The sequence below is a fragment of the Streptomyces sp. HUAS MS02 genome, from assembly GCF_055702265.1.
The window spans coordinates 2868922-2882571 of sequence record NZ_CM146747.1; the positions used below are offsets into that span (position 1 = coordinate 2868922).

At 71.7% G+C, this 13650-nt stretch carries 11 protein-coding genes and 1 pseudogene; 2 read left to right on the forward strand and 10 right to left on the reverse strand.

What is annotated here, in order from left to right; genetic code table 11:
- The first annotated feature begins 172 nt into the window (after nucleotides 1-172).
- On the forward strand, nucleotides 173-802 hold the full coding sequence (locus ACZ9QC_RS12065; protein ID WP_472920151.1) for a GNAT family N-acetyltransferase: 630 nt from the start codon (nucleotides 173-175) through the stop codon (nucleotides 800-802).
- Here ACZ9QC_RS12065 and ACZ9QC_RS12070 read toward each other — a convergent pair.
- The 6 genes and pseudogenes from ACZ9QC_RS12070 to ACZ9QC_RS12095 form a co-directional block, all read right to left on the reverse strand.
- Nucleotides 798-1016: pseudogene (locus ACZ9QC_RS12070) on the reverse strand (ADP-ribosyltransferase); the annotation flags it as partial. The gene ACZ9QC_RS12065 and the pseudogene ACZ9QC_RS12070 overlap by 5 nt on opposite strands.
- 84 nt (nucleotides 1017-1100) lie before the next feature.
- Nucleotides 1101-2345 (reverse strand): YncE family protein, encoded by a 1245-nt coding sequence (locus ACZ9QC_RS12075; protein ID WP_472920152.1) that lies wholly within the window; start codon nucleotides 2343-2345, stop codon nucleotides 1101-1103.
- 138 nt (nucleotides 2346-2483) lie between these two features.
- Nucleotides 2484-2987: an ATP-binding protein gene (locus ACZ9QC_RS12080; protein WP_472920153.1), complete on the reverse strand. Its 504-nt coding sequence runs from the start codon at nucleotides 2985-2987 to the stop codon at nucleotides 2484-2486.
- 455 nt (nucleotides 2988-3442) lie between these two features.
- Nucleotides 3443-4210, reverse strand: a complete 768-nt coding sequence (locus tag ACZ9QC_RS12085) for an enoyl-CoA hydratase/isomerase family protein (protein WP_472920154.1) — start codon at nucleotides 4208-4210, stop codon at nucleotides 3443-3445.
- Between the two features lie 106 nt (nucleotides 4211-4316).
- A complete protein-coding gene (locus ACZ9QC_RS12090; RefSeq protein ID WP_472920155.1) occupies nucleotides 4317-5576 on the reverse strand; it encodes a L,D-transpeptidase in 1260 nt (419 codons plus the stop codon).
- A 192-nt stretch (nucleotides 5577-5768) separates the two neighbouring features.
- The gene (locus ACZ9QC_RS12095; protein WP_472920156.1) at nucleotides 5769-6995 is read right to left on the reverse strand and encodes a L,D-transpeptidase; all 1227 of its coding nucleotides are present in this window, start codon (nucleotides 6993-6995) and stop codon (nucleotides 5769-5771) included.
- A gap of 149 nt (nucleotides 6996-7144) precedes the next feature.
- Between ACZ9QC_RS12095 and glgX the strand changes: the two genes are divergently transcribed.
- Nucleotides 7145-9403, forward strand: a complete 2259-nt coding sequence (gene glgX, locus ACZ9QC_RS12100) for a glycogen debranching protein GlgX (protein ID WP_472920157.1) — start codon at nucleotides 7145-7147, stop codon at nucleotides 9401-9403.
- A gap of 234 nt (nucleotides 9404-9637) precedes the next feature.
- Here the strand turns inward: glgX and ACZ9QC_RS12105 are convergent, their stop codons facing one another.
- The 4 genes from ACZ9QC_RS12105 to ACZ9QC_RS12120 all read right to left on the reverse strand — a co-directional run bounded on the left by ACZ9QC_RS12105 (nucleotide 9638) and on the right by ACZ9QC_RS12120 (nucleotide 13452).
- The gene (locus tag ACZ9QC_RS12105; protein ID WP_472921666.1) at nucleotides 9638-10210 is read right to left on the reverse strand and encodes a LuxR C-terminal-related transcriptional regulator; all 573 of its coding nucleotides are present in this window, start codon (nucleotides 10208-10210) and stop codon (nucleotides 9638-9640) included.
- Nucleotides 10211-10328: 118 nt separating this feature from the next.
- Nucleotides 10329-11681 (reverse strand): sensor histidine kinase, encoded by a 1353-nt coding sequence (locus ACZ9QC_RS12110; RefSeq protein WP_472920158.1) that lies wholly within the window; start codon nucleotides 11679-11681, stop codon nucleotides 10329-10331.
- Nucleotides 11682-11710: 29 nt separating this feature from the next.
- Nucleotides 11711-12460 (reverse strand): ABC transporter permease, encoded by a 750-nt coding sequence (locus ACZ9QC_RS12115; protein WP_472920159.1) that lies wholly within the window; start codon nucleotides 12458-12460, stop codon nucleotides 11711-11713.
- Nucleotides 12457-13452, reverse strand: coding sequence for an ABC transporter ATP-binding protein (locus ACZ9QC_RS12120; protein WP_472920160.1), 996 nt, complete (start codon nucleotides 13450-13452; stop codon nucleotides 12457-12459). The genes ACZ9QC_RS12115 and ACZ9QC_RS12120 overlap by 4 nt, the downstream gene beginning before the upstream one ends.
- Nucleotides 13453-13650: the final 198 nt, after the last annotated feature.

A 13650-nucleotide genomic window follows, 5' to 3' on the forward strand; every position in this document is an offset into this window, starting at 1 on the left:
GGACACCCGCGCACGCCGTACGGCGACCACCCAGGCTTCGCCCAGCGGCCGGGCGCCGGAGCCACGGGCGAGCTGCCCGATGGTGAGAAGCCCGGTGCCGTTCTCGATCACGTCTGCGAGTGTGGGGGTTTCCAGCGGGTGGAAGCTCAGGGGCAGGGCGGGGAGTACGAAGATGGAGAGTCTGCGGGACATTCTGGACGCGGCGGCCGAGGGAGTCTTCCCGCCGGCGGACGGCGGCACGACCGTCGTCCCCCAGGACACCCCTCGGGACGCGGGGGTCCTCTGTTTCACGGCGCATTCCGTCGTGTTCACGGACGAGGATCCGGAGTGGGTGCGCGAGACGCTGGCCTCGATGGAGTGCGACGCGCTGTCCGCAAGCATGAACCCCCGGTTCCTGGCGGCCCTCATGGAACGGACGGGCCGTACGGCCGAGACCATCGACGCGATGCTGGTCGCCCCGCCCCTGCCGGGCGAACCGCCGCTCCCGCTGCGCGAGATCCTGGACGCGAGCCACCCGCGCGTCCGGTACGCGCGCCGGCGCCGTGACGACGTGCGGGTGTGGACGGTGGACGGCGGCGTCCTGACGACGGGCCGGGGGATCGCCGGGCGGCTGGAGGTCTCGGTCGAGGTGGACGAGGGCGTACGGCAGCGGGGGCTCGGCCGGACGCTGGTGCGTGCCGCACGCCATCTCGTCGCCGAGCCGCTGTGGGCGCAGATCGCGCCGGGGAACGCCCGCAGCGTGCGGGCGTTCCAGTCGGCGGGCTATCGGCCGGTGGGCTCGGAGATCCTGCTCGGCGGGTGATGCGGGCGACGTCGACGCGGCGGTCGGCGGCGGGGTGCACCGGGTCCTCGAACCGGGGGCAGGCGGGAGCGGCGGCCCTCGCGGAGGGAGCGGCGGCCTTGGCGGGTTGCGAGGCGGGGCTCCGTGCCGGCGCGGTCGCGGCGCAGGTCGCGAGGACGGCGGAGAGGGACAGGACGACGGCGGCGGCCCGGCGCCGCGCACGAGAAGTGATCATGCCCGGCACGATCTCGGCTGCGCGGCGCCGGGCCGGGGACCGTCACGCGTATCGAGGCGTGTCAGCCCGCCCGGTTGTCATGTGTCACCGGAAGATGCCCGTGTGCCCGAGGGAGTAGCGGCCCGGCTGCGGGTAGACCGCGAGGCCGTGCGGGCCGCTGCCGACGGGGATGCGGGCGAGTTGTTCCCCGGTGCGGGTGTCGATGGCGTACACCTCGGAGTCGTAGCGGCCGGAGAGCCACAGGACCTTGCCGTCGGCGGAGACACCGCCCATGTCGGGGCTGCCGCCGTCGGGCAGGTGCCACTTCTTGGTCAGCTCGCCCTTGGTGAAGTCGAAGACCGAGACCGTGCCCTCGCCGCGGTTGGAGACGTACATCTCGCGGGAGTCGCGGCCGACATAGAGGCCGTGGGTGCCCTTGCCGGTGGGCAGCAGCTTCGGCTCCTCGAAGGTGTCGCCGTCCAGGACCCACATGCCGTGGGCCATCATGTCGGCGATGTAGAACCGCTTGCCGTCCGGTGAGATCTTGACGTCCTGCGGCATGGCCCCCTCGAACGGCAGTTTCCGCTGCCCGATCACCTTCATGCTCACGGTGTCGACCTTGAGCAACTCGCCGCTGAACTCGCAGGACACGATGAAGTAGGTGCCGTCGAGGGAGAAGTCGGCGTGGTTGACGCCGTAGCAGCTGACCGGCTCGGTCTTGATCCGCTTCATGGTGTGCGGGTCGCGGAAGACGAGTTCGCGGTCTAGGGAGGCCATGACGACGGCGTACTCGCCGTTGGGGGTGAAGTACAGGTTGTACGGGTCGTGCACCTCGACCGGCTTGCCCGCCTTGCCCGTCCTCGGGTCGATGGGGGTCAGGGTGTGGCCCCGGTTGTTGTTGACCCAGAGGGTCTTCAGGTCCCAGGACGGCACGACGTGCTGGGGCTGGCGGCCCACCGGGATGGTCTCGACGACCTTGTAGGTCTTCGGGTCGATGACGGTGACCGTGTCGGACTCGCTGTTGGGCACGTACACCCGGGACGGGAAGTCCTTGACCACCGGGGAGAGCCGGTTCGGGCGGTCGGCGGCGTAGACGTCCCGGGGGTCCAGCACGGGCGGCATGCCGCGCAGGCCCCGGACCGCCGTCCGCTGCTGCTTCTTCTTCCGCTCGGCGGCCTCGGCTTCGGTGGCGGCCCGGTCGGCCCGGACGCGCCGCTCCTGCTCGGTGGTCCCGGCCTCGGAACCGCACGCGGCGACGGCGGCGAGGACGGCGGCCGCGAGCAGGGCGCGCCGCACGAGGGGGTGCTGCTTCAGGGGGTGCTGCTTGAGGGGGGTGCGGGGGGTGGTCACGCGACCTTTATAAGGAGGTTCACCATGAATGCCGGCGATTCGGCCGATCGACGGAGGTGCGTGGCGGCTGCCGCCGGGTGCGCGGTTCGACGGAGGTGCGCGCGGTGACGGGCCGGCGGGCCCGTGCCCCTGACCTGTCTACCGGTCCGCGACTCTCATCTCGAACCAGGTCGTCTTGCCCCGCGGGAGCAGATCGACCCCCCAGCGGTCCGAGAGTTTGTCCACCAGGAACAGACCCCGGCCGCTGATGTCCGTCTCCTGGACCGGCATCAGACAGGGCAGCCCCCGTGAGGGGTCGCGGACCTCGACGCGGATCCAGCCGGGCCGGCGGCGCATACGGAGTCCGAAGACGCGGGCGCCGGTGTGCCGTACGGCGTTGCCCACGAGTTCGGAGACGAGTAAGACCGCGTCCTCGGTCATCTTCGGCGACAGCCGCCACTGGCGCAGGACGACGACCTGGGCGAGCCGCCGCGCGGCGGCCGCGGACTCGGGACGGGACGGGAGCGGAACCTCTCCCTCGGTGGGGTTGCCGAACAACTCCAGTGCCTGCTGCGCCCGTTCGTCCTCGATCGCAGGTGACCAACGCGCCGCGGTCGCACTCCCGTGCCGCCGCGGCTGTTCGATACCCTCCAGCCCCGCCATGACCCCATCATGGCCGCCCTGAGCCCTCTGCGGGGCCGTTCCACAGGAATACAACCCCCGGAACCAACCATTCCGGGAGTTTCGTTTGACATATGCCAGCGGCAGCAAGCTGTTCGCCAAAGCCTACCTGACCTGCGCGAACGGCCTGAACTTCGGTCAGCGTCGGGCCCCTTGGGCAGGAATCCCTTAAGGCTGCCTTAAGGCTGCGATAAACCGCCCCTTCGGGGGACGCGGGTAATACACCGCGTCAACTGCAAGTCGATCAGCGGAACTTGTACGGCGGATTTCAGGACGGGCCGACCGTCCGCGACGAGCCATACCGGCCACGCTCACGAGCCAGGCCGACCGTGCGCGCCGAGCCAGGCCGACCGTGCGCGCCGAGGCGTGACGGCCACGCTCGCGAGGCGCGACGCGCCGGTCTCGTTCAAGGCGTGGCCGTCGTGCTTCCCCGGCCCTCAGACGAACTTCGCCTTGCCCGGGCCCTCCTCCACGAAGCTCCGCATCCCGCGCTCGCGGTCCTCGGTGGCGAACAGCCCGGCGAACCAGTTCCGCTCGATGGCCAGTCCGGTCTCCAGGTCGGTCTCCAGGCCCGCGTCGATCGACTCCTTGGCGGCCCGCAGCGCGATCGCCGGCCCGCGCGCCAGCCGGGCGGCCCACTCGTGCGCGGCGGAGTACACCTCGTCGGCCGGGACGACCCGGTCCACCAGACCGAGCGTCAGGGCCTCCTCCGCCTTGACCATCCGGCCGGTGAAGATCAGATCCTTGGCCTTGGACGGGCCGACGAGCCGGGACAGCCGCTGGGTGCCGCCCGCGCCCGGGATCACCCCGAGCAGGATCTCCGGCTGGCCGAGCTTCGCGTTCTCCCCGGCGATCCGGTAGTCCGCGCAGAGCGCCAGCTCACAGCCGCCGCCCAGGGCGTACCCGGTGACGGCCGCGACGACCGGCTTGGGGATGCGGGCCACGGCGCTGAAGGAGTCCTGGAGGGCGCGGGACCGGGCGACCATCGCCGCATGGTCCATGGCCTGCATCTCCTTGATGTCCGCGCCCGCCGCGAACACCTTCTCTCCTCCGTAGAGGACGACGGCGCGGACGTCGTCCCGGTCCGCCGCCTCCTCCGCGACTTCCTTGAGGCGGTCCTGGGTCGCGATGTCCAGGGCGTTCATCGGGGGGCGGTCGAGGCGGACGGTGCCCACGCCTTCGGCGACTTCGAGATGGACGGTCATGAAGGCAGGTTAACGGCCACTAACGGCAACGGCCCCGGTGCCGTGCATCACACCGGGGCCGTACGTGCCTACTTCAGACCTGCTTCAGACGCTCAGGCGGTGACGCTCACGCCTTCCACTTGCTCCAGGACATGTTCCAGCCGTTGTAGCCGTTGTCCGGGTCGACGACGCGGTCGTTGGAGTTCTTGACGATCACCACGTCACCGACCATCGAGTTGTCGAAGAACCAGGCGCCCGGTGCCTTGCGGTCCCAGCCGCCGCGGGTGTCGCGCAGGCCGATGCAGCCGTGGCTGGCGTTGTAGTTGCCGAAGGCGCCGCCGCCCCAGTAGTTGCCGTGGATGAAGGTGCCGGAGGTGGTCAGCCGCATGGCGTCCGGCACGTCCTTGATGTCGTACTCGCCGCCGTAGCCGACGGTCTCGCCGTTCATCCGGGTCACGCGCAGGCGCTCGCTGATGACCATCTGGCCGTTCCAGGTCTCCATGCCGGGCTTGCCGGTGGTGACCGGGATGGTCTTGATGACCTTGCCGTCCCGCTCGACCTTCATGGTGAGCTTCTTGACGTCGACCGTGGAGACCTGGCTGCGGCCGATGGTGAAGGAGATCTTCTTGCTCTGCTCGCCGTAGACACCGTCGCGGCCCTCGACGCCGTCGAGGTTGAGGTCGACGGTGACCTTGGTGCCGGCCTTCCAGTACTTCTCCGGGCGGAAGTCGATACGGTCGTTGCCGAACCAGTGGCCCTCGACGTCGACGGGCGGCTCGGTCTTGATGGTGATGGCCTTCTCGACGTCCTCGGGGGCGGTGATGCCCCGGGTGAAGCGGACCGAGAACGGCATGCCGACGCCGACCTTCGAGCCGTCCTCGGGGGTGAAGATGCCGACGAAGGTGTTCTTCGGGGTCAGGGTGGTGAAGGACGAGTCCTCGGCCGCCTCACGCCCCTCGGAGTCCTTCGCGACGGCGTGCACCTTGTACTCGGTGGCCGAGTTGAGGTGGATGGACGGCGTCCAGCTGGAGCCGTCCTTCGCTATCTCGCCGGCGATCTTCTCGCCCTTGTCGTTCTCGACCGTGACCTCGGACAGCTTGCCCTTGGCGGCGGTCACCTTGAGCGCGCCGCTGGTCGCCACGGCGTCGGCGCCGTTCTTCGGGGCGATGGTGACGACCGCCTCCGAGGCCCCGGTGGCCGCCGCCTTGTCGGAGGCGCTCTTGTCGGAGCCCTTCCCCTTCTCGCCGCCGGAGCCGGGGTCCGAGCCCCCGCCTCCGCCGCACGCGGTGACGGCGAGCAGCATCAGGACCGGCAGCATGGCCAGGGCCCCCTTGCGCCGCCGCGTCCGCGCGCCAACCGACGCCCCCGATATCGGTCGCCCGTTCAACTCTCTGTTCTCCCCTCGCACGGCCTGAGCAGGCCCGCACCCCTACGCGCAGCGTGCGCGTACGCACGTACATTAACCAGATGATCGGAATGAATTGGTCTCGGTGAATGTCACCGTTCAGTCCCAACTTGGATGATCACGCGCGCCCCCCTGCCGGTGCCGAGCCGGGTGCCATGTCGCCGCTATGTCGGTCTACTTCACCGCGGCACCCGCTTTCCATTCCTTCCACCCCATGTTCCATCCTCCGAGGCCATTGTCGGGAGCGACCGTTTTGTCATCGCTGCCCACGACCTCGACGACGTCCCCGACGAGGCTGCGGTCGAAGAACCAGCCCGCGGGGGTGCCGGAATCGCCGCCCTTGACATCGCGCAGGCCCACACAGCCGTGACTGACGTTGGCCCGGCCGAAGGCGTCCGGGGCCCAGTAGTTTCCGTGCAGGAAGGTGCCGGAGGTGGTCAGGCGCATGGCGTGCGGAACGTCCGGGATGTCGTACTCGCTCTTGCCGTTCGCCTTCCGGAAGCCCACGGTGGCCCCGTTCATCCGGGTCACCTCCAGCATCTCGGTGACGACCATCTTCCCGTTGTACGTCGTGGTCTTGGGCGCCCCGGCGGTGATGGGGAGGGTGGCGAGCACACCGTCGCCGCGTTCCACGCGCATGGTGTGCCGGGCCGCGTCGACCACGCTGACCTGGTGGCGGCCGACGGTGAACGAGAGCGTCCTGTCCTGCTGGCCGTAGACGCCGGGAGCGCCCTCGACGTCCCGCAGGCGCAGGGCGACGGTGACCCTGGTGCCGGGCCTCCAGTACCGCTCGGGGCGGAAGTCGAGGCGGCCCCCGCCGAACCAGTGCGGGCGGACCTCGACAGCCGGCTCGGCGGTCACCTCGACGGCGCGTTCCACGGCCGCGCGGTCCTCGATCACCCGGTTGAACTCCAGTGAGACGATCATCCCGGTGCCGACGGTGGCCCGGTGCTCGGGTTTGACGTACGCGATGAAGCGCTCGTCGGGGACGTGCGTGGTGAAGGTGACGTGCCGTGCCGAGCGCCGGCCGTGGCCGTCGAGGGCGACGGCGTCGACGGTGTACCGGGCGGCCAACGCGAGCTTCCGTGAGCCGGTGGGGCGCCAGGTCAGTCCGTCGGCGGAGAGCCGTCCGGGGACGGGTGACTCCTGCGCGTCCTGGGACTTCACCACCTTGACGGACTCCAAGCGCCCGCTGGGCACCCGTACTTCGAAGCGCTGCTCCGGGCGCACGCCCTTGCTGCCGTCCTCCGGTGTGACCCGGATCGAGTCGTCGGGTGCCTTTGCGCTGGTGAGCGGCGGTCCGGCGGTGCATCCGGCGACCCCGGCGAGCAGTCCGGCCCAGGTGAGCGCGGCGGCCAGGGCGGCCCCGGCGCGGCGCGCGTGCGTCTGTGCGTGGTTCACGTGCGGCCCAACGACGGCGCACGCCCCCGGGAAACGTGAGTGCGAGGCGTGCTCTGGGCAGAACCCTTGGGAGGACGACGCGATGGGGAGCGGTGACGGGACATCTCGCTCCCCTTCTCCGTCGCCCACCGAGCCGCGGGAGGCCTGAGGTGTCGAGCGCAGCCGAGCAGGACGAAGTACAGGGGACGCGGGGGGTGCCGGCCGCCCGTCCGGCCCCCGCGCTGAACGGCGACCGGCGTGAGGGGGCCGCCGCGCCGGAGCACAGGCCCGTGTGGCCGGGGGCGTCGACACCGCTGGGGGCGCGGTTCCGGGTGGGCCCCGACGGGGTCGCCGGCACCAACTTCGCGCTGTGGGCGGGCGGGGCGGAGTCCGTCGAGCTGTGTCTGTTCTCGGCGACGGGCGAGGAGACCCGGCTGAGGCTGACCGAGCTCACCCATGAGATCTGGCACGGCTTCGTACCGGGCGTCCTGCCGGGGCAGCGGTACGGCTATCGCGTGCACGGCCGCTGGGACCCGTGGACCGGCGCCCGCTGGAACCCCGCGAAGCTCCTCCTGGACCCGTACGCGCGGGCCGTGGACGGCGAGTTCACCCTCCCGCCGGAGGTGTACGCGCACGTCCGGGACTGGCCCGAGCAGCATGTCGCCGACACGGTGCGCGACGAGAGGGACTCGGCACCGCACGTCCCGAAGGGCGTCGTCGTCCATGACGACGACGACTGGGCCGACGACCGCCGCCCGAAGACACCGTGGGCGGACTCGGTCATCTACGAGCTGCACGTCCGCGGCTTCACCATGACCCACCCCGGCATCCCGGAGGAACTGCGCGGCACGTACGCCGGTCTCGCGCACCCCGCCGCGATCGAGCACCTGGTGAAGCTGGGGGTGACGGCGGTGGAGCTGCTGCCCGTGCACCAGTTCGCCCACGAGGACCATCTGCTGCGCCGGGGCATGCGCAACTACTGGGGCTACAACTCGATCGGCTACTTCGCCCCGCACGCGGCGTACGCCTCGTCGGGCACGACCGGGCAGCAGGTCGGCGAGTTCAAGCGGATGGTGCGGGCGCTGCACGCCGCCGGGATCGAGGTCGTCCTCGACGTGGTCTACAACCACACCGCCGAGGCCGACGAACGCGGCCCGAGCCTGTCGCTGCGCGGCATCGACAACCGGGGCTACTACCGCCTGCAGCACGACGCGCGCCGCTACGCGGACTACTCGGGGTGCGGCAACACCCTGCACGTGGTGCAGCCGCACGTGCTCCGTCTGATCACCGACTCCCTGCGCTACTGGGTGACGGAGATGGGCGTCGACGGCTTCCGCTTCGACCTCGCCGCCGCGCTCGCCCGCTCGATGCACGACGTCGACATGCTCTCCCCCTTCCTCGCGGTCATCGCCCAGGACCCGGTGCTGCGCCGGGTGAAGCTGATCGCCGAGCCGTGGGACGTGGGTTCGGGCGGCTACCAGGTCGGCGCCTTCCCGCCCCTGTGGACGGAGTGGAACGACCGGTACCGGGGCGCGGTCCGGGACTTCTGGCGGGGCGCGCTGCCGGACGTACGCGACCTCGGCTACCGGCTGTCGGGCTCCAGCGACCTGTACGCCTGGGGCGGCCGGCGGCCCTACGCCTCCGTCAACTTCGTCACCGCGCACGACGGTTTCACCCTGCGCGACCTGGTGTCGTACGAGCGCAAGCACAACGAGGCGAACGGGGAGGGCAACCGGGACGGCTCGGACGACAACCGGTCCTGGAACTGCGGCGCCGAGGGCGAGACGGACGACGAACGCGTACGGGCGCTGCGGCGGCGCCAGTTGCGCAACCTCCTGACCACCCTGCTGCTCTCCACGGGTGTGCCGATGCTGGTCGCCGGCGACGAACTGGGCCGCACGCAGGGGGGCAACAACAACGCCTACTGCCAGGACAACGAGATCAGCTGGATCGACTGGAGCCTGCTGGAGGACCCCGCCTGGAAGGCCCTCTTCGACCTCACGTCCCGGCTGATCGCGCTGCGCCACGCGCACCCGGTCCTGCGCCGCCGCGCCTTCTTCTCCGGCCGGGCGCACTCGGCGGACGGGCTGCGCGACCTCGCCTGGTTCACCGCCCGCGGCACGGAGATGACCGAACGGGACTGGTACGCGCCGGCCTCGACGCTGGGCATGTATCTCTCGGGCCGGGACATCCCGGGCCGCGACGCGCGGGGGGCGCCCGTCCTGGACGACAGCTTCCTCACGGTCCTGCACGCCGGCGACCGCCCGGTGAGCTTCGTACTGCCGGGAACCCCCTGGGCCAGGCGCTACGAGGTGGTCGTCGACACCTCCCGGGAGGAACAGGTGGAGGGACCGGGGGTGCTGCACCGGGCGGGGGAGACGGTGACGGTACCGGCGCGGTGTGTACTGCTGCTGCGGGTGGCCGACTGACGACTCTCCCCCCGCGTCAAGGATTCGGGGCTCCGCCCCGGACCCCGTTCGCGCAGTTCCCCGCGCCCCCATCAGGGGCGCGGGGAACTGCGCGAGAAGTCCCACCGGCCCGCGGACGACCGACAAGCGAGCGGGGTCGAAGGGGCGACAGCCCCTGCGATGGGACGGGTAGGGGCGGCGGGGGCGAGGAAGAGCGCATCGGGCCAGGTCAGGGTGTCGGCTGCCGTACCCCGGCTAGCCGAGGATGCCGCGTTCGTACGCCTCCGCCACCGCCGCCGCCCGGTCCTTCACGCCCAGTTTGGCGTAGAGGTGGGTGAGGTGGGTCTTGACCGTGGCCTCGCTGATGAAGAGTTCGCGGGCGATCTCGCGGTTGGCGGTGCCCCGGGCGACGAGGGTGAGGACCTCGCGCTCGCGGGCGGACAGGGGCTCGTGGACGGGGGTGCGCGGGGTGCGGACCGCCGCCACCAGGCGGGAGGCGACGGCCGGGGAGAGGACGGTGCGGCCCTCGGCGGCCGCGCGGACCGCCGTGAACAACTCCTCGCGCGGCGCGTCCTTGAGGAGGTAGCCCGTCGCGCCCGCCTCGATCGCCGGGAGGGTGTCGGAGTCGGTGTCGTACGTGGTGAGGACGAGGACCTTCGCGCGGGCGGCCCGGCGAGTCAGCTCACGGATGGCGTCCACGCCTCCCCCGCCCGGCATGCGCAGGTCCATCAGGACCACGTCGGGGTCGAGCGCGGCGACGAGTTCCACCGCCTCGACGCCGCCCGACGCCTCGCCGAGGACGGCGAAGCCGGGCGCGGACTCGAACATGCCGCGCAGACCGTCCCGTACGACGGGATGGTCGTCGACGATCAGCAGGGAGATGGGGCTCTCCGGATGCGGATCAGGATGCGGAAGGGGGTGCGGGTGCGGATGCGGGTGCGCCTCGTCAGTCATGGCGGACCAACGGTACGCGAGCCGACAGGGCCGTGCCCTGGCCCGGCTCGGACTCGACGGTGAGGGTGCCGGCGATGCGCTCGGCGCGGATCCGCATGCCGTCGAGTCCGAAGCCGCCCGTGCCGGTGCGCTCGGAGACGGCGAGGGGGTCGAACCCCCGGCCGTCGTCGCGGATGTCGAGGATGACCTCGTCGCCGAGGAAGGAGAGGGTGACGCCGACGCGGCCGGCGTGGGCGTGCCGGGCCGCGTTCGACAGGGCTTCCTGGGTGATGCGCAGAAGCGTCGCCGAGACCTCGTCGTGCAGCTGCTCCACCCCGCCGGTGACGGTGAACTCGGCGCGTGTGCCAGTCCGTTCGCCCCATTCCGCGACCGTCTTCTTCAGCGCCTCGGGCAGCCCGTCGTGCTCCAGGGCGACCGGCGCGAGATTGTGCACCGAGCGGCGGGCCTCGCCGAGGCTGTGGCGGGCCAGGTCCGAGGCGCGGGCGAGGTGGGTGCGGGCGACGGCGAGGTCGGAGGTGCTCGTTACGACCTGGAGCTGGGCGATGATGCCGATCAGCCCCTGGGCGATGGTGTCGTGGATCTCGGCGGCCAGCCGCCGGCGTTCGTCGGCGACCCCGGCCTCCCGTGCCTGCACGAGGAGTTGGGCGTGCAGCGCGGCGTTCTCGTCGAGGGCCTGCTGGAGGGCGGCGTTGGTGCGTTCGAGCTCGGCGATGGTCGCGGTGCGCTCGCGGCCCCGCTGCTCCTCCTGCTCGGTGAGATGGGCGATCACCATCTGCAGGCCGGAGTTGGCGGCCAGCAGGGCGGCGAAGGCGGTCCAGCGGACCGCCCCGTCCGGCGGCAGCCCGCCGGACTGCGCACCCGCCACGGTGACCGCGGCGGCGAACAGCCCGAGCCGTCGCCATCGGCCCGGCAGCAGTTCGTCCGCGTCCATGTAGCCGGTGGCGGCGTAGAACGCGAAGAACGGGTTGATCCAGGTCAGGGCGAAGGCGATGGCCCAGCGGACGACGTAGTAGCCGGTCCCCGCCGGGGACGGGGTCCGGCCGCGGTGACCGGCCGCGCGGGGGCCCGACGGGCCGGGGCCGGTCAAGCCAGGGCCGGTCACGCTGGGGCCGGTCGGGTCGGGGCCGGTCGGTCGGTGTCCGCGGCGGGTGAGGTGCCACCACAACTGGAGCGCGACGGCGGCGACGACCAGGGCCCCGGCGACGTACCACTCGGCGGCATCCGCCATCAGGCCGGTGGCGCCGGCGAGGACGGCGAGGACAACGCTCACGCCGAGCAGGCTGTAGGGCCCCCAGGTGTGGAACTGGTCCCAGCGCCGCTCGATCATCCGGTCCGCCGCGGTCATCTCCCCAGTCTGCACGGCCGGTCCCCCGCCTACTCCCATCGGAACCAGCGTGCGGCGGCGGCCGTGAGCAGCACCGTCCACGCCACCAGGACACCGAGGTGGTCCCAGCCGGGCCAGGCGCCCGCCGCCGCCTCGTTCAGCGCCTGCGCGGCCGCGCCGAACGGGGTGAGGCCGACGGACCGGGCCAGGACGTCCGGCATGGTCTGCACCGGCATCCACACGCCCGCGCAGAACATCGCCGGGAAGAAGACGGCGGAGCCGATCGCCGCCGAGATCTTCGTGGTGCGGGACAGCGCGCAGATCACGGCGCCGAGGGCGAGGGCGACCAGGACGGCCAGGACGAGGGCCACCGCGTAGCCGAAGGGCTGCTCGGGCAGCCGTACGTCGAAGGCGAGCCGGCCGACCGCCAGGGCGAGCAGCGCCGACACCAGGGAGGCACCTCCGTACAGGACCATCTGTGCGGAGAGCAGGGCGGCGGGGCGCACCGGGGTCGTGGACATCCGGCGCAGGACGCCGCGTTCGCGGTAGCCGGTGAGGATCTGGGGCATCGCCTGGATCCCGCCGACGATCAGACCGAGCAGCACGCTCACGGGGACGTAGCCGTCGACCGGGCGCAGCCCGCCGAAGTCCGGGTCGGCCTCGCGGAAGGAGGGGATCGAGCCGAGGACCGCCAGCAGGACGGTCGGGAAGCCCAGGATCCAGAAGAGGCTGCCGGGTTCCCGGCGGAAGAGCCGGATCTCGCTCTTCAGTACGGCGGTGTCGACGAGTGCGGTGCTCATGCCGCCGCTCCCTTCCTCGGCTCGGTCCGGTGCGTGCCCTCGGTCCGGTGCGTGCCCTCGGTGTCGCGCGGGCGCGTCGTCTCGTCGGTGAGGTCGAGGAATGCCTCGTCCAACGTGGCTTCGGTGACCCGGAGTTGGTGGGCGGTGGTGTGGGTACGGGCGAGGAGGGTGAGGACGGCGTTCACGGTCTCGTCGGTGCCGGAGAGGGTGACCCGGCCGTCCTTGTGCTCGACCGCCGCGAGCGCGGGCAGCGCGTTCAGGTCACGGTCGTCCAGCGGGGCGGAGGGCGTGAAGCTGATGACCGTGGCGCCCGCCGAGCGCCGGATGAGCCCGGCCGGGGTGTCCAGGGCGGCGACGCGGCCCTGGTCGATCACGGCGATCCGGTCGCACAACCGCTGGGCCTCCTCCATGAAGTGGGTCACGAGCAGCACGGTCACCCCGCCCGCGCGGATGTCCTCGATCAGCTGCCAGGTGTCCCGGCGGGCGCGCGGATCGAGGCCGGTGGTCAGCTCGTCCAGGACGACGATCCGGGGATCGCCGACGAGGGCGAGCGCGATGAACAGCCGCTGCTTCTGGCCGCCGGAGAGCTTGGCGAAGCGGGTGCCGAGCCTGGCCGTGAGGCCGAGGCGTTCGGCGAGCGGCCGCCAGTCCAGCGGGGCCGGGTAGAAGGCGGAGTACAGCTCCAGTGCCTCGCGCACGGTGAGTTTGGGCTGCAGCTCGCTCTCCTGGAGTTGCGCGCCGAGCACCAGACGGGTGGCCCGGTGCTCGGCGACCGGGTCGAGGCCGGCGACCCGGACCCGGCCCGCGTCGGGCACGCGCAGGCCCTCGACACATTCGACGGTGGTGGTCTTGCCGGCGCCGTTCGGGCCGAGGATCCCGAAGATCTCGCCCTCCTCGACGGTGAAGGAGACCCCGTCGACGACGGCGCGGCCGCCGTAGGTCTTGCGGAGGTCGGTGACCTCAATAACGGGTGTGGACGACTTGTGTGGCATGTGTCGAGAATCCCGGCGGGACGCGGGCGGGCACATCGGCCATCGCGCTCGAACGGGCATCAGCCGATCGGTCGATGCGCCGGTACGACCCCTGTGAGCTGCCCGTACGCCTCCGTGGCCGGGCGGGTCGCGGGACGGTCGTCGGATCGTCGTAGGACTCACGACCGATCGAGGTCCGGCCAAAACTCGGTGGGCGTT

Bases quoted from the DNA above. Each gene is read 5' to 3' on its own strand.
- ACZ9QC_RS12080 (WP_472920153.1), bottom strand. From the start codon at position 2,987: ATGGCGGGGCTGGAGGGTATCGAACAGCCGCGGCGGCACGGGAGTGCG.
- ACZ9QC_RS12085 (WP_472920154.1), bottom strand. From the start codon at position 4,210: ATGACCGTCCATCTCGAAGTCGCCGAAGGCGTGGGCACCGTCCGCCTC.
- ACZ9QC_RS12120 (WP_472920160.1), bottom strand. From the start codon at position 13,452: ATGCCACACAAGTCGTCCACACCCGTTATTGAGGTCACCGACCTCCGC.
- ACZ9QC_RS12110 (WP_472920158.1), bottom strand. From the start codon at position 11,681: ATGACCGCGGCGGACCGGATGATCGAGCGGCGCTGGGACCAGTTCCAC.
- ACZ9QC_RS12065 (WP_472920151.1), top strand. From the start codon at position 173: ATGGAGAGTCTGCGGGACATTCTGGACGCGGCGGCCGAGGGAGTCTTC.
- ACZ9QC_RS12115 (WP_472920159.1), bottom strand. From the start codon at position 12,460: ATGAGCACCGCACTCGTCGACACCGCCGTACTGAAGAGCGAGATCCGG.
- ACZ9QC_RS12105 (WP_472921666.1), bottom strand. From the start codon at position 10,210: ATGTTCGAGTCCGCGCCCGGCTTCGCCGTCCTCGGCGAGGCGTCGGGC.